Raw genomic sequence first — 14741 nt, 5'->3', positions numbered from 1 at the left:
GGGCCGAGTGGAATACTCCCGCGGTTCCATGCGTTCGAATCGATCGGGACGACGGCGACCCGGCATCAGCTCCACGAACGAAACAGGAAACGCACCACCATGACCCTCGTCACCGATCTGACCTCGCGCAAGGCCGACACCGCCGCCCCCCTCATCGATCCGCTCGTCGAGCGCTGGAGCCCTCGCGCCTTCGACCCCGAGGCCGTCGTCGAGACCGAGACCCTCCGCACGATCCTCGAGGCCGCGCGCTGGGCACCGTCGGCGAACAACTCGCAGCCGTGGCGCTTCATCGTCGCGCGTCGCGGCACCGCGGCGTTCACGACCCTGCACGAGCGCATGGCGGGCTTCAACCAGGAGTGGGCCGACTCGGCCGCCGTGCTCATCGTCAACATCGCCGAGACGGTCGACGCCGAGGGTCGCCAGCGCCCGTGGGCGCGCTACGACCTCGGCCAGGCGGTCGCCCACCTCACGGTGCAGGCGCAGCACGAGGGCCTGCACACGCACCAGATGGGCGGCTTCGACGCGGCGGCGATCCACGACGCGTTCGACCTGCCCGACAACCAGGAGGTCGTCTCGATCACCACGATCGGCGCCCTCGGCGACGTCGACCAGCTGAACGACGTGCTCCGCGAGCGCGAGGTCGCCCCGCGCCGGCGCATGGAGCTGGCCGAGTTCGTGACGGTCGGCGCGTAACCGCCGCAGCACAGACCCGGATGCCCCGGGGCCGGCCGGCCCCGGGGCATCCGTCGTCTCTGCGGCTCAGGCCCCGACGAGGTCGACCGGCGTCGTGGGCGACGGGTCGCGCCGCTCGGGCTTCGAGGCGTCGCGCTCGTCGAGCGCCTTGCGGTCGAGCGCCTTCCGGTCGAGCGCCTTCTTGATGCGCCACGCGGCGAACACCGCGATGACGCTGACGAGCAGGTGCATACCGAGGAATACGTCGGCGAGCCCGGCGCCGAGCAGCACGCCCGCGACGAGCGGACCCGCCGCCGAGAACGCGGTCTGCATCGCGCCGATCGTGCCGAGCGTCTGCCCGACCATGCCCTTCGGCGCCAGCTGCGCGGTGAGCGGGTTGAGGACGGGGCTGTAGATCGTCTCGCCGACGGCGAAGATGCCGTAGGTCATGACGAACAACGCCGAGGCGATGCCGGGAGCGAACTGCGCCGCCGAGAGGATGAGCCACGACACGACCCAGATCGAGCCGACGGCCATGAGCAGCACGGGCGCGCTGCGCTTCGCGGTGAGCTTCACGACGATGACCTGCAGCGCGACGATCACGAGGCAGTTGATCGCCGCGGCCATGCCGATCGCCGACGGGTCGACGTCGAGCACGGTGATGCCGTACGCGGGCAGGCCCGACTCGAACTGGGCGTAGAAGCCGAGCGCGAGCGTGACCGTGACGACGGCCGTCCACCGCATCGCGGGCTCGGCGAAGATCTTGCGCAGCGCGCCGCGCGACTTCGCGGCACCGTCGGGGTGTCCGTCGCCGTCGAGGTCGACGACGGCGATCGCTCCGGTCGCGGCATCCAGCGCCGAGAAGGCGCCCGTGTGCGCGGCGAGGCTGCCCGTCGCGGACCCGGCGCGGGCACCGCTCGCGGCCGGCAGCCCGAACTCCCCGGCCTGCCGCACCCGCCCCGCGACCGCGATGATCGCCGACGACAGCACGAAGCCCGCGGCGGCCATCATGAACCCGATGTCGAGCCCGTCGGGCCGGTCGAGGTCGACGACGAGGCCCGCGAGGAACGCACCGGCCGCCATGCCGAGCGACTCGCCCGTGAACTTGTAGGCGAACACCTTGCGCCGGTCGTCGCCCGACGACCACTGCAGCGCGAGCACCTGCTTGGCCGGCACGGCCGCCGAGAGTCCGAGGCCGAACACGAGCATGCCCGCGAGGAACAGCGCCGGCACGTCGACGAACATGAGGGATGCGACGCCCGCAGCACCGATCAGCTGGGCGATGACGGCGACCTTCACGGGGTCGAAGCGGTCGGCGAGGCGCCCGGCGAGCGGGGCCGCGACGAGCGCGCCGATCGAGAACAGCGACGACGCACCGGCCGCGACGAGGGCACCCCAGCCGCGCGTGTCGGCCGCGTAGGCGTACTGGTAGGGCAGCACCGCCCCCCAACCGAGCGAGCCGATGGCACTGGCCAGGATGAGCAGTCGTGCGCGCATGATGGTGTCCTCCTCCCGAGGTCTCGAATGAGCAGAGGGATGCTCCGGGGCCGACGTCGGCCCCGGAGCATCCCTCACCCTTCGAACGTGAAGTATTCGATATCGAAATATTAGCAACCGAAACATGCGTGGGAGAATTCCCGTATGCCCCGACGAATCCAGAGCGCGCCCGAACTGCACCGCCGGGCCGTCGCGACCTATGTCGCCGCCGGCGGCGAGGAGTCGGTGCAGCGGGTCATCACGGCCGTGCAGAGCCTCACGAAGAAGCTCGACCAGTGGTACGTGCGCCAGCTCGCCGACCTCGACATCGCCGCGGGCGAGTGGGCCGTCGTCACGTCGCTCGCCAAGGCCGGCGAGGCGCTCACGCCGAGCCAGCTCGCCGACCTCACGAACGTCGCACCGTCGTCGATGACGCACCGGCTCGACAAGCTCGCCGAGCGCGGGCTCGTCGAGCGCACGCCCGACCCCGAGAACCGCACGCGCACCTACGTGAGCCTCACGAACGAGGGGTGGGAGCTGTTCAGCCTCGCCATCCGCGGCTCGTCGGTGGTCGAGACCGACGTACTGCAGGACCTGAGCGATGACGAGCGCGGCGAGCTCGCCCGCCTCCTCGAGGTCGTGATCGCCCGCCTCGACGACGTCGACGCGTAGGCGCCGCCGGCAGCAGTGGTCGAGTAGCGAAGCGTATCGAGACCCCGGCTACCAGCTCCGCACGCGCTCGACCGTCACGCGCACCGGCACCGAGTACTCGGCGATGTAGCTCTCGGGCGTGAACCCGTAGCGCACCATCCCGGCGGCGTACTTCTCCGCGTACTCCGCCCATTCGGGCGTCTCGCCGATCTCGCCGATGCGCGCCGAGCCCGTGAACACGGCGACGTCGTCACCCTCGGTATCGGTGTTGAAGTGCAGCGCCGTGCGCGGGTTGCGGGCGAGGTTCGCGAGCTTCGGGGTGGCGGGCTGCGAGAGCAGCATGAGCTCGCCGTCGTTCCAGACGAACCACACGGGCGTCGGCACGGGCGTGCCGTCGGCCTTCACGGTCGTGAGCCAGATGGTCTCCTCGGTCGCGAGCCGCTCGACGACCCGGTCGCTCAACTGCAGTTCATCCGCCATGGATGCATCCTCGATTCGTTCGCTCGTCTGCCTGGCGTCGCCCGCCACTACGGCCGCAGCAGCACCTTGATCGCGCGTCGCTCGTCCATCGCGGCGTACGCTTCGGCGGCGTCGGCGAGCGGCAGCTCGAGGTCGAACACGAGGCCCGGCTCGATCGCACCCGAGAGCACGTCGGGCAGCAGCTCCTCGATGTAGCCGCGCACGGGCGCGACGCCGCCGTTGACGCCGACGTTCGTGTTGAAGAGCTGGCGCACCGGCAGCTCGGGGCCGCCGTTCGGCACGCCGACGTAGCCGACCATGCCGCCGGGCCGGGCCGAGCGGATCGCCTGGTCCATCGACTCCTTCGTGCCGACGCACTCGAGTACGCGGTCGGCGCCGATGCCGCCGGTCAGCTCGCGCACGGCGGCGATGCCCTCGGCGCCGCGCTCGGCGACGACGTGGGTGGCGCCGAACCGGCGGGCGAGCGCCTGGCGCTCGGGGTGGCGGCTCATCGCGATGATCGTCGACGCACCGAGCCGCTTCGCGGCGATGATCGCGCAGAGCCCGACGGCGCCGTCGCCCACGACCGCCACGGTCTCGCCCGGCGAGACGCCCGCCGAGACGGCGGCGTGGTGGCCGGTTCCCATGACGTCGGAGAGCGTGAGGAGGCCCGGCACCTGGTCGTCGTCGACCGGCCCGGGCACGACGACGAGCGTGCCGTCGGCGAGCGGCACCCGCACGCGTTCGCCCTGGCCGGCGTCCGCGAAGGCGCCCTTGCGGTCGTCACCGCCCCACCAGCCGCCGTGGAGGCACGAGGTCGAGACCCCGTTGCGGCAGTTCACGCACGTGTCGTCGCAGATGTAGAAGGGCGCGATCACGAAGTCGCCGACCTGCACGCCCGTCACGTCGTCGCCGATCGCCTCGACGACGCCGATGAACTCGTGCCCGATGCGGCGCGGCTCGTTCACGGGGGTGACGCCGCGGTACGGCCAGAGGTCGGAGCCGCAGACGCACGCGGCGACGACCTTCACGATCGCGTCGTCGCCCGTCGAGATGACGGGGTCGGGCACGGTCTCGACGCGGATGTCGCGGGCGGCGTGGATGACGGTGGCGAGCATGACTCCGAGCCTATTGCCGGTTCGCGCCGTCGCGCCCGGCTCGCGCCGATCGGTCACGGCGCTCGCCGACCCGCGTCGCGAGCGCGTGCAGCGGCGACACGAGCACGAGCAGGAACATCGCCCAGTAGCCGACGGCCGGCACCGCCACGGCGATCACGAGCGCGAGGGCGAACAGGGCGGCCGAGATGACATCGGCGAGGATGCCGCGGCGCAGGCGCACCGGCGCGGTCTCATGCAGCTCGGGGTGGCGCAGCAGGTACCAGCGGATGGCGAGCGACGCGAGGCTCGTCACGATGAGGCTGCCGATGTAGACGACCTTCTGCGCGTCGTCCGCCTCCATCGCCCCGAGCATCGCGGTGGGCACGGGCAGCCAGACGATCGTGAACATCCACGCGACGCTGAGCCAGAGCAACGCCCCCGTCGTGCGCTCGAGCTGCGCGAACACACGGTGGTTCGTGAGCCAGAAGGTCGCGATGAGCACGAAGCTCAGCACGAAGCTCATCAGCTGCTCGCCGTGCTCGCCGAACCACCCGACGACGCTGCCGCCCTCGCCGCCGAGCTCGGTGACGCTCTCCATGAGCGGCAGCACGAGCAGCGTCATGGCGATGGCGACCACGGCGTCGATGAACGCCTTCAGCCGGTGCGCCGGAGCGAGGTAGGGGCCGCGGCCGTCGTCGGGGGCGGTGGCGGCAGAGGGCTGGGAAGTCGACATGCGACGTAGGGTAGCGAACCTGTGGAGCACCCAAGTCCGAGTTCGCGGCGACCGTCGCCGCCCGAGTGCGTCTTGACGCCCCGGCCGCCTCCGGGTTACGTTGTCCGCACCCTTCTGACAGCGCTGTCACGTCGAGTACTTCCCGACCTGGCTCCTGTCGAACCGCACGTGGCATCCCGCCGGCCCATCGAATCCAGGAGACACCATGGCCCCCTCAGGCCCCACCCCCGCTCGGCTCGCGGCAGCGCCCCGACCGCGCCGCGTCGTCGCCCTCGCCGTCGCGGCTGCCCTCGCCGTACCGCTCGCCGGGCTCGCGCCGGCCGCCCTGGCCCCTGCCGCCCGGGCAAGCGCGGCCCCGGCCGTCATGACGAGCGCCGCCTTCGGCGCCCCCGACGAGATCGCGGCCGACTACTACGCCGCCCTGCTGCGCCACACACGCTGGGTGAACACGGTCTGGGACCCGGCGATCAACGCCTACCAGTTCAAGGACTTCAACTTCGCGGTCGTGCTCGGCAACGCCGTGCTCGTCACGCACGGCGAGTACGACGCCGAGATCACCGGCATCTCGAAAGACGAGCTGACGCAGCGAACGGTCGACACGATCCGCTACTACGCCGCCAAGAACCGCTTCGTCGACCCGAACGGCACGTGGGGCAAGCGACTGTTCTGGGACTCCACCTTCCAGTCGTACTTCCTCGACGCGGGGCGCGTGCTCTGGGATCGGCTCGACGCCACGACGCAGCAGAACCTCGAGACGATCGCCGTCGGGCAGTCGACGTACACCTCCGACCTCGATCACGGCGACGACCCGCTCTCGGGTTCGTGGACGGCCGACTGGCCCACCGGCAAGCACGTGGGCGACACCGCTCAGGAGGAGGCCGGCGTGTACACGCAGGCGCTCGCGCCGGGGCTCGCCTGGGCACCCGACAACGCCGACGCCGCACGCTGGAACGAGCAGCTCGGCGACTGGGCGCGCAACGCCGCCGGCCAGCCCACCGCCGACCTCAACAACCCGGCCGTCGTCGCCGGCGAGCCGGTCTCGACGAACACGATGCAGACGATCTACGACACGTACCTCGTCGAGAACCACGGGTCGTTCGGTCCGCACTACCAGTCCGACATCTGGCGCTCGGGCGGACGCAACGCGATCCAGTTCATCCTCAACGACCAGCCGATCCCCGACTACCTGAAGCACCAGCCGAACTCGGCCGAGCTCTGGCGGTCGATCGAGATGGTGATGTCGAACCAGGGCGAGCCGTTCATGCCGATGGTCAACGACCGCGAGTACCTCTACGGCCGCGACGTGATCCCGATGGCGTTCCTCGGGCAGGTGCTGCGCGACCCCGACGCCGTGCGCGCCGAGGCGAACCTGGCCGCCTCGCTCGAGGCCTACCAGGCCTACGCCCCGGTCGATCGGCTCGCCAAGTTCTCGGGCGAGCCCAAGTACGAGCCCGAGGCGCGCGCCGAGATCGCGATCTCGTACCTGCTGCACGTCGAGGCCGCCGAGTCGGCGGAAGGCGTCGTCGAACCCACGCCGCAGGACGAGTTCTTCGCCCGGCTCGCAGGCGTGCGCGACTTCGGCGCGGGCCCCGGCCTCTCGGTGCAGCAGTCCGCGAACGCCTGGGCTGCGGCATCCAGCAAGAAGGGGTTCGTGAAGTTCCCCTGGGTCGCCGGCCACGACTCCTGGTTGTTCGCACTGTCGGGTGCGACGCCGTACCTGTACCCGAACTCGGCGGCGACCGTCGACGACCGGCGCACGAGCACCTACACGGCGCCCCGCGACGGCTTCGAGGGCACCTCATCGGTCTTCCGCATCGGTGACGGCTACGCGGGCCAGGTGACCCTGCCGACGGGTGCAGCACTGTACGCCTCGACGGGCGCCGGCTGGCAGGACGGCACCGTCTCGGTGCGCAACCTCGACCTCGGCGGCTACAACGGCCTCGACGGATCGCGCACCTTCCACACGGCCGAGGGATCGGCCACCGACTCCCTGCCCGTCGTGACGCCGCCGAACCCCGCCGACGCGAACGCCGCGCGCATCGACGACCTCTCGTTCGCCCCGGTGCCCGCGCGTTACGTGCGCATCCAGGGCCAGCAGGGCAACGCGCGGTACGGCTACTCGCTGTACTCGCTGCACGCCTACGGGACGGCTGACGAGGCCACCACCGACCTCGCCGCGGGACGGCCGGCGACCGCCTCGAGCGAAGACCCGGCCCGTCGGGCCTCGACGGTCACCGATGCCGATCCCGCCACGCGGTGGGCCGTCGCCGTCGCCGAGCGCACGCGCGCCGACTCGTGGATCCAGGTCGACCTGGGCGCCGAGCAGACCGTCGGTGCGGTGCGTCTGGCCTGGGAGGTGAGCGCCGGTGAGCGCTACCTCGTGCAGACCTCGTCGGACGGCGTGACCTGGACCACGCAGGCGGCCCGCACGGGCGGGGTCGACGCGAACGTCGCGCGCCTCGACACGGTCGACCTGACGCCGGCCGGCGCGACCGCCCCGGCCCCGGTCGAGGCGAGGTTCGTGCGCATGCAGGGCGTGCAGGGCGACCCCGCCTACGGCTACTCGCTCTACACGTTGCGCGCGCTGACGGCGACGGGCGTCGACGCGGCGGCCGGCAAGCCCGCGACGGCATCGAGCTCCGACACGGGCCGGGCCCCGTCGAGCGTGACCGACAGCGACCCCGCCTCGCGCTGGGCGGTGTCGCGCGCCGACCGCACCCGGGCCGACTCGTGGATCCAGGTCGACCTCGGCGCGCCCACCGCGATCGCCCAGGTGCAGCTGGGCTGGGAGGTCTCGGCCGGTCGCGAGTACCGCATCCAGGTCTCGGCAGACGGCACGACGTGGCAGGATGCCGCCCACTTCCGCTACACGGGCGACCAGGTCACGACGACCGAGGGGTCGTGGATCAACGTCGAGGATACGGCCGGCTACGTCGTGCGCGGCGGGCAGGCCCCGATCACCGTGTCGAGCGAGAAGGCGGGGATCGACACCGTGCGCCTCGGCGGCGGAGACGACCCGATGCTCGTCGAGATGGTGCCGGGCGACGCGGCCGCGACGGCCGCGCAGGATGCAGCGCCGCAGCCGACCGCCGACGGACTGCTCGTGAGCTCGCTCGGTGGCTACCTCACCGCGTTCAACCTCACCGGCACCGACGTCACGACCGACGTCACGATCCCCTACGTCGGCGACACGGTGTCGCTCTTCGCCGGCGATCAGGTGCTCGGAGCGGATGCCTCGTCCCTCACCGTCTCGGTGCCCGCCGGCGACGCCGTGGTGCTCGCTCCGCGCGCGACGGTGCCGACCGAGGCCGCGCAGAGCGCCGGGGTCACCGTGTCGGTGATCGACGGCCGCACGGTGCGCGTCGTGAAGCAGGACGGTGCGGGCTCCAGTGCCAAGGGAGCCGCCCGGACGATCGACGTCACGAACGTCGAGACCGGCGAGACGCGGACGGTGCCCACGGGCAAGCCGACGGTCGCGGCGCCCACGTCGTTCCCGGGCGCGACCGCGTTCCCGGTGCCCGACCTGGCCCTGGCGACGCTCACCTTCCCGGCATCGGTGCTGCCCGAGGGCATGAGCTCACCGCAGGCCGCGGTCGACGGCGACGCCCGCACCGCGTGGACGCCGGGGGCGAACGGCCGCATGGTCGCCGACCTCGGCTCCGCTCAGTCGATCGGCACGGTCACCACGCTGTGGGACGGCGACGACGCTCCGGCGGCGACGGTCTCGGTGAGCGACGACGGCATCACGTTCCGCGAGGTCGGCTCGACCGAAGCCGGCGCGACGCGCGGCGCCGTGGCGGTCGACGCGACCGCGCGGTACGTGGCGCTCAGCACCGAGTGGACCGAGGGCGACCCGGGTCTGATCGCGCTGCGCGCCTTGGTTCCCGGGGCGGTCGATCACCCTCGGGGCGTCCAGATGAGCCGGTGAGCGGGTGAGCCGGCGGCTCGGGCGACGTCGACGAACGCCGCCCGGGCCGTCACCGCTCGCGCGCCTCGCCGAGCATCGCCCGCAGCTGCCCGACGACGAGGTCGTGGTCGTCGACCTGCGGGAGCCCCGACACGCCGACCGCGCCGATCACCGCACCCGAGTCGAGCCGCAGGGGCACCACGCCGCCGTGAGCCGCGTACTCGTGCGGGTCGAGCCGGGCGTGGGTGTCGAAGTCCTCGCCCTTCGCCCGGAACTCCTCGCCGACGCGCAGCGAGGCCTTGCCGTACCGCTCGACGACGTGGTGCTTGCGGTCGAGCCAGCCGTCGTTGTCGGCGCTCGCGCCGGGCAGCGCGGCGTGGAACACCCGCTGCGGGCCGAACCAGATCGCGATCGCGACCGGCAGCCGCCGCTCGGCCGCGACCGACCGCAGTCTCGCGCCGAGCTCCCAGGCGTCGTCGTGGGTGAACGCGGCGAACCGCAACTCCTCGTCTTCGGCCTCGAGGCGGCGAAGCAGATCGCTCATGCTCGAAGCGTACCGCCGACGCCGATGCGGGCCCCCGTTCGCGGGATGTCGGCGGCATCCGCCAAGATGTCCGAGTGACCGGCATGAGATCGTTCTGGGCCGCCCTGCCGACCGAGGGGCGCTGGCTGCTGTCGACCGTCGCCATCCAGACCCTCGGGCGCGGCCTCACGCTGCCGTTCACGATCATCTACCTGCACGAGGTGCGCGGGTTCGACCTCGGCGTCTCGGGCACGCTCATGGGCCTCATCGCGATCACGGGGCTCATCGTCACGGGGCCGGGCGGCACGCTGATCGACCGCTTCGGCGCCAAGATCGTGCTCATCGTCGGGCTCGTCGCGATGATCGCCGGCTGCACGCTGCTCGCCTTCGCGACGACGCCGGCGGTGGCCGCGGTCGCGCTCGTGCTCATCGGCATCAACTTCGGCGTCTCGTGGCCCGGGTTCAACGCACTCATCGCGACCGTGGTCGAGGGCGACCTGCGGCAGCAGTACTTCGGCGTCAACTTCGCCCTCGTCAACCTCGGCATCGGCGTGGGCGGCATCATCGGCGGGTTCTTCGTCGACGTGCACAACCCCGACACGTTCACCGCGATCTTCCTCGTCGACGCCGCCACGAGCCTCATCCCCATGGCGCTGCTGCTCGGCCCCCTCCGACACGTCCGCACGCACGTCGAACCCGACGAGCACGCTGCCCCGGTCGGCGGCTACCGCGAGATCCTCAAGCGCCCGGCGGTGCTGTGGCTGACGCTGGTCACGTTCATCTCGGTGTTCATCGGCTACGGCCAGATGGAGGCCGGGTTCCCCGCGTACGCCCGCCAGGTCTCCGAGGTGTCGACCCAGGTCGTCGGCTTCTCGTTCGCCGTCAACACGGCCGTCATCGTGCTGCTGCAGTTCACCGTGCTGAAGCTGATCGCGGGCCACCGCCGCACACGCGTGATGCAGGTCATGGCCGCCGTCTGGGCCGTCTCGTGGCTCGTTCTCGGCGCGACCGGCCTGTTGCCCGACTCGCTCGCCGCGGCGATCGGCGTGCTCGCCTTCATGGGCATCTTCGCCTTCGGCGAGACGATGCTGCAGCCGACCGTGCCGGCGATCTACAACGATCTCGCCGACGACCGCAATCGAGGCCGGTACAACGCCATCAACGCGGCCGCGTTCCAGGGCGGCGCGATCACGGGTCCCGTCGTCGCCGGGGTGCTGCTCGGCGTCGGCCAGGGCGCCTGGTTCATCGCGGCGATGGTCGCCGGCTGCGTGCTGATCATGCTGCTCGCCCTCGCCCTCGAGCGCCGGGTGCCGGCCTCTGCGAACGGCGTCAGCGAGCCGTCGCCCGAGCCGGTCGCCGACCCGAGCGCGTCACCGGCCGGTCCCGCGGCCGGCTGAGCGGCGCGGCCGGCTGAGCGGCGCAGCCGGCTGAGCGGCGCAGCCGGCCGAGCGCACTGCACCGCGCCTGCCCGGCCTACCCGGCCGGCTCGCTCAGCGTGAGCCCGCTACCGCGACTTCGGCAACGGCGGCACCATCGTGCGCAACGCCCACCCGAAGAGCAGGAACAGCACGCCGACCCCGCCGGCGAACAGTGCGATGCCGAACGAGATCACCGAGGTGAACAGCGACGCGCGCAGGAACGACGCGTTCATCACGGTCGTGCGCAGCGGGTCGTCCTGGTCGAGCTCAGAGTAGGTCTTGCCGTCGGCCATGGCGCGCGCATGCATGTCGATGACGCCGGCCTGCACGAAGGCGTCGATCGGGCCGTCGACGACCTTGCCTGCGAAGATCGGCGCGTCGTCGGGGATCACGATGTTCTCGGCGCGCAACTGCGACGAGACCCCGACCCACGCGACGATCGCCACGACGATCAGCAGGATGCCCCCGATGATCCCCGCGAGCCCGGTCAGTCGCACCACGTTCACCTGCGTGCGGCTGAGCACCGCTCCGCCCGTCTCGAACTCCTCGGTCACGTCGCCCCCTTCGAACCGTGTTCGAGGCCAAGGCTAGCGATTCCCCCGCCGCGCCGACAGGGCCGCGAGGCATCCGCGTCGATGCCGACACGGACGCCTCGCTCCCGCCCTACTCGTCGAGCAGCTCGGCCTCGACGACCTCGTCGTCGGCGTCGCGCCGGTCCGGGGCATCCCCGTCGCGGATGGTCTCGGCGCGCGCGACCGTGAGCGACTCGCCGTCGGCGGCGAGCGCGACGACCACGGTGTCGCCGTCGCGCACGCTGCCGTCGAGGAGTGCCCGGGCGAGCCGGTCGTCGATCTCGCGCTGCATGAGCCGGCGCAGCGGCCGGGCGCCGTACAGCGGGTCGTAACCGCGCTCGGCGAGCCAGGCCCGGGCGTCGGGCGTGACACCGAGCTCGAGCCGCCGCTCGTGCAGACGCGCGCCGAGCCGGTCGATGTAGAGGTTCACGATCTCGGCGAGGTCCTGCTCGCTGAGCGCCGAGAAGACGACGAGGTCGTCGAGGCGGTTCACGAACTCGGGCTTGAACGCCTGCCGCACCGTCTGCATCACGGCCTGCTCCTTCTCGCTCCAGCTGAGGGCCGGGTCGATGAGGTACTGCGAGCCGAGGTTCGAGGTGAGGATGAGGATCGTGTTGCGGAAGTCGACCGTTCGGCCCTGGCCGTCGGTCAGGCGCCCGTCGTCGAGCACCTGCAGCAGCACGTCGAACACCTCGGGGTGCGCCTTCTCGACCTCGTCGAACAGGATCACCGAGTAGGGCCGACGACGCACGGCCTCGGTGAGCTGGCCACCCTGGTCGTAGCCGACGTACCCGGGAGGGGCGCCGACGAGGCGCGAGACCGAGAACTTCTCGCCGTACTCCGACATGTCGATGCGCACCATGGCGCGCTCGTCGTCGAAGAGGAACTCGGCGAGCGCCTTCGCGAGCTCGGTCTTGCCGACGCCGGTCGGGCCGAGGAACAGGAACGAGCCGGTCGGACGGTTGGGGTCGTTGATGCCCGCACGCGAGCGGCGCACGGCGTCGGCGACCGAGGCGACGGCCTTCTTCTGGCCGATGAGGCGCTTGCCGAGCTCCTGCTCGAGATGCAGCAGCTTCTCGGTCTCGCCCTGCATCAGCCGGCCGACCGGGATGCCCGTCCACGCGGCGATCACCGCGGCGATGTCCTCGTCGGTGACCTGCTCGTTGACCATGCGCGGCTCGCCGCCGGCGTTGCCCGCGGCGTCGGCCTGCTCGGCGGCCTCGAGGTCGCGCTGCAGGTTCTTGATGGTCTCGTACTCGAGCTTCGACGCCTTCTGGTAGTCGCCCGCGCGCAGCGCGAGGTCGCGCTGCGTGACGGCCTCGTCGATGCGCTTCTTGAGGTCGCCGACCCGGTTGAGGCCCTGACGCTCGCGCGCCCAGCGCTCCTCGAGTCCCGCGAGCTCCCGCTCCTGCAGGGCGAGGGTCTCGCGCAGCTTCGCGAGCCGCTCCTTCGAGGCGTCGTCCTTCTCCTTCTTGAGGGCGAGCTCCTCGAGCTTCATGCGGTCGACCTGGCGCTTGAGCTGGTCGATCTCGACGGGCGACGAGTCGATCTCCATCTTGAGCCGCGACATGGCCTCGTCGATGAGGTCGATGGCCTTGTCGGGCAGCTGCCGCGCGGTGATGTACCGGTTCGAGAGGGATGCCGCGGCCACGAGCGCCGCATCCGAGATCGTGACCCCGTGGTGCGCCTCGTAGCGACCCTTGAGCCCGCGCAGGATCGCGATCGTGTCCTCGACCGAGGGCTCGCCGACGTACACCTGCTGGAAGCGGCGCTCGAGCGCGGCGTCCTTCTCGATGTACTCGCGGTACTCGTCGAGCGTCGTCGCGCCGATGAGGTGCAGTTCGCCGCGGGCGAGCATGGGCTTCAGCATGTTGGATGCCGCGACCGAGCCCTCGCCGCCGCCGGCGCCCATGAGCAGGTGCAGCTCGTCGACGAACGTGATGATGCCGCCCTCGGCCTCGTTGATCTCCTTGAGCACGGCCTTGAGCCGCTCCTCGAACTGGCCGCGGTACATGGCGCCGGCGACGAGCGCGGAGATGTCGAGCGAGACGAGCTGCTTGTCCTTCAGCGACTCGGCGACGTCGCCCGCGACGATGCGCTGGGCGAGGCCTTCGACGACGGCCGTCTTGCCGACGCCGGGCTCGCCGATGAGCACGGGGTTGTTCTTGGTACGACGGGTCAGCACCTGGCTCACGCGGCGGATCTCGGCGTCACGGCCGATCACCGGGTCGAGCTTGCCGGCCTTCGCGAGGTCGGTCAGGTTGACGCCGAACTGTTCGAGCGCCGACTTCTGCTCCTCCTGCGAGTTCGGCGCGCCCTGCATGTTCGCCATACGGTGATATCCCTTCGTTCAAAACTTGAGTCTACTGAACTCAACTTTGCGAAGGGGGCTGGTATTCCAGATTCCGTGCCGGAATCTCCCCCGGTTTTCACGCTAGACCGGATGCCGCATCGTGACCAGTGTCAGGGGCGCGTCACTCGGCCGACGACCCTGCCCCGGGCTTGCGCTCGTCGCGCTCGACCTCGAGGTGCGGCAGTTCGGCCGCCCGGATCGGCGCGCTCGTCGCGACCTCCTCGACCCGGCGCGAACGCCGCGCGAGCGGCAGGTCAGACTCCGCCTCGAGGATCAGCCGTTCGGAGGCCCGGTAGATCGAGACCGACAGCTCCGCCTCGCGGTCGGCGACCGCCTCGACGGGCACGCGCACGACGGCCTCCCAGGTGTCGTCCTCGATGACCCGGTGCCCGCGGAACGCGTCGGCGGGATCGCTGCGGTCGGGGATGCCGATGCTGAGCCCCGGGTCGACGAGCGGCTCGAGCGCGACGACCGACTTGCCCGCCCGCACCTCGATGAACGCCGTGCCGCGCGCGGCCGACCGGTCGGCCGGCGGCACGTCCACCACGGTGCTGTCCAGCACGCTGATCCTGCCGCCCTGCACCTCCAGGCGCAGTCGCACGCTCCGCTCCTGCGGGGCGGGCTCTCGTCGCGGTGCCACCTGCGGCCCCCAATCCTTCCGCCTCGTCTCCTCACCGTACAGCGCGAGGGATGCCTCGACCCCGGGCTTCGCGCGCCCGGTCCGCTCCCTCAGCACGACCGACATCCGCCGCCCGTCCTTGCGCTGCCCCGACCGGAAGATGCGCCCCCGGCCGGCGATCGCACCGTCACCGGCCGCGCCGTCGCCGCCCGCACGCTCGTCGAGCCGCTTGCGCGGGCGCTCGCCGTACTCGTCCATGAT

The 14741-nt window shown here is 71.5% G+C and carries 12 protein-coding genes; 4 read left to right on the top strand and 8 right to left on the bottom strand.

Going from position 1 to position 14741, the window contains the following annotated elements:
- Positions 1-99 precede the first annotated feature (99 nt).
- On the top strand, positions 100-693 hold the full coding sequence (locus MUN74_RS10085; protein ID WP_244851929.1) for a nitroreductase family protein: 594 nt from the start codon (positions 100-102) through the stop codon (positions 691-693).
- A 66-nt stretch (positions 694-759) separates the two neighbouring features.
- Here the strand turns inward: MUN74_RS10085 and MUN74_RS10080 are convergent, their stop codons facing one another.
- Positions 760-2169, bottom strand: a complete 1410-nt coding sequence (locus tag MUN74_RS10080; RefSeq protein ID WP_244851928.1) for an MFS transporter — start codon at positions 2167-2169, stop codon at positions 760-762.
- A 144-nt stretch (positions 2170-2313) separates the two neighbouring features.
- Between MUN74_RS10080 and MUN74_RS10075 the strand changes: the two genes are divergently transcribed.
- A complete protein-coding gene (locus tag MUN74_RS10075) occupies positions 2314-2820 on the top strand; it encodes a MarR family winged helix-turn-helix transcriptional regulator (RefSeq protein WP_244851927.1) in 507 nt (168 codons plus the stop codon).
- 48 nt (positions 2821-2868) lie between these two features.
- Here the strand turns inward: MUN74_RS10075 and MUN74_RS10070 are convergent, their stop codons facing one another.
- Genes MUN74_RS10070 through MUN74_RS10060 form a run of 3 tightly spaced genes read right to left on the bottom strand, consistent with a single transcriptional unit; the run spans position 2869 to position 5088 of the window.
- Entirely contained in the window at positions 2869-3279 is a 411-nt protein-coding gene (locus MUN74_RS10070; protein WP_244851926.1) for a TIGR03667 family PPOX class F420-dependent oxidoreductase, read from the bottom strand.
- A gap of 47 nt (positions 3280-3326) precedes the next feature.
- Entirely contained in the window at positions 3327-4376 is a 1050-nt protein-coding gene (locus tag MUN74_RS10065) for a zinc-dependent alcohol dehydrogenase family protein (RefSeq protein ID WP_244851925.1), read from the bottom strand.
- Between the two features lie 10 nt (positions 4377-4386).
- On the bottom strand, positions 4387-5088 hold the full coding sequence (locus MUN74_RS10060; protein ID WP_244851924.1) for a TMEM175 family protein: 702 nt from the start codon (positions 5086-5088) through the stop codon (positions 4387-4389).
- A 205-nt stretch (positions 5089-5293) separates the two neighbouring features.
- Here MUN74_RS10060 and MUN74_RS10055 point away from each other — a divergent pair, with 205 nt between their 5' ends.
- The gene (locus MUN74_RS10055) at positions 5294-9016 is read left to right on the top strand and encodes a discoidin domain-containing protein (RefSeq protein WP_244851923.1); all 3723 of its coding nucleotides are present in this window, start codon (positions 5294-5296) and stop codon (positions 9014-9016) included.
- Positions 9017-9065: 49 nt separating this feature from the next.
- On the opposite strand, the gene MUN74_RS10050 is transcribed toward MUN74_RS10055, so the two are convergent.
- Entirely contained in the window at positions 9066-9539 is a 474-nt protein-coding gene (locus tag MUN74_RS10050; RefSeq protein WP_244851922.1) for a heme-degrading domain-containing protein, read from the bottom strand.
- Positions 9540-9622: 83 nt separating this feature from the next.
- Between MUN74_RS10050 and MUN74_RS10045 the strand changes: the two genes are divergently transcribed.
- Positions 9623-10915, top strand: a complete 1293-nt coding sequence (locus MUN74_RS10045; RefSeq protein ID WP_244856417.1) for an MFS transporter — start codon at positions 9623-9625, stop codon at positions 10913-10915.
- Between the two features lie 107 nt (positions 10916-11022).
- Here the strand turns inward: MUN74_RS10045 and MUN74_RS10040 are convergent, their stop codons facing one another.
- From MUN74_RS10040 to MUN74_RS10030, 3 genes are all read right to left on the bottom strand, one after another.
- Complete coding sequence (locus MUN74_RS10040; protein WP_244851921.1) at positions 11023-11490, bottom strand: aromatic ring-opening dioxygenase LigA; 468 nt, start codon at positions 11488-11490, stop codon at positions 11023-11025.
- A 109-nt stretch (positions 11491-11599) separates the two neighbouring features.
- Positions 11600-13840 (bottom strand): ATP-dependent Clp protease ATP-binding subunit, encoded by a 2241-nt coding sequence (locus MUN74_RS10035; protein ID WP_305038242.1) that lies wholly within the window; start codon positions 13838-13840, stop codon positions 11600-11602.
- A 142-nt stretch (positions 13841-13982) separates the two neighbouring features.
- Entirely contained in the window at positions 13983-14738 is a 756-nt protein-coding gene (locus MUN74_RS10030) for a hypothetical protein (RefSeq protein ID WP_244851920.1), read from the bottom strand.
- Positions 14739-14741: the final 3 nt, after the last annotated feature.

This window comes from Agromyces sp. H17E-10, assembly GCF_022919715.1.
In the GTDB taxonomy this organism is placed as follows: Bacteria; Actinomycetota; Actinomycetes; order Actinomycetales; family Microbacteriaceae; genus Agromyces.
This window is presented reverse-complemented; position numbering and strand designations above follow the sequence as displayed.

Coding starts and splice junctions, on each gene's coding strand:
- MUN74_RS10085 (WP_244851929.1), top strand. CDS start 100: ATGACCCTCGTCACCGATCTGACCTCGCGCAAGGCCGACACCGCCGCC.
- MUN74_RS10080 (WP_244851928.1), bottom strand. CDS start 2,169: ATGCGCGCACGACTGCTCATCCTGGCCAGTGCCATCGGCTCGCTCGGT.
- MUN74_RS10075 (WP_244851927.1), top strand. CDS start 2,314: ATGCCCCGACGAATCCAGAGCGCGCCCGAACTGCACCGCCGGGCCGTC.
- MUN74_RS10070 (WP_244851926.1), bottom strand. CDS start 3,279: ATGGCGGATGAACTGCAGTTGAGCGACCGGGTCGTCGAGCGGCTCGCG.
- MUN74_RS10065 (WP_244851925.1), bottom strand. CDS start 4,376: ATGCTCGCCACCGTCATCCACGCCGCCCGCGACATCCGCGTCGAGACC.
- MUN74_RS10060 (WP_244851924.1), bottom strand. CDS start 5,088: ATGTCGACTTCCCAGCCCTCTGCCGCCACCGCCCCCGACGACGGCCGC.
- MUN74_RS10055 (WP_244851923.1), top strand. CDS start 5,294: ATGGCCCCCTCAGGCCCCACCCCCGCTCGGCTCGCGGCAGCGCCCCGA.
- MUN74_RS10050 (WP_244851922.1), bottom strand. CDS start 9,539: ATGAGCGATCTGCTTCGCCGCCTCGAGGCCGAAGACGAGGAGTTGCGG.
- MUN74_RS10045 (WP_244856417.1), top strand. CDS start 9,623: ATGAGATCGTTCTGGGCCGCCCTGCCGACCGAGGGGCGCTGGCTGCTG.
- MUN74_RS10035 (WP_305038242.1), bottom strand. CDS start 13,840: ATGGCGAACATGCAGGGCGCGCCGAACTCGCAGGAGGAGCAGAAGTCG.
- MUN74_RS10030 (WP_244851920.1), bottom strand. CDS start 14,738: ATGGACGAGTACGGCGAGCGCCCGCGCAAGCGGCTCGACGAGCGTGCG.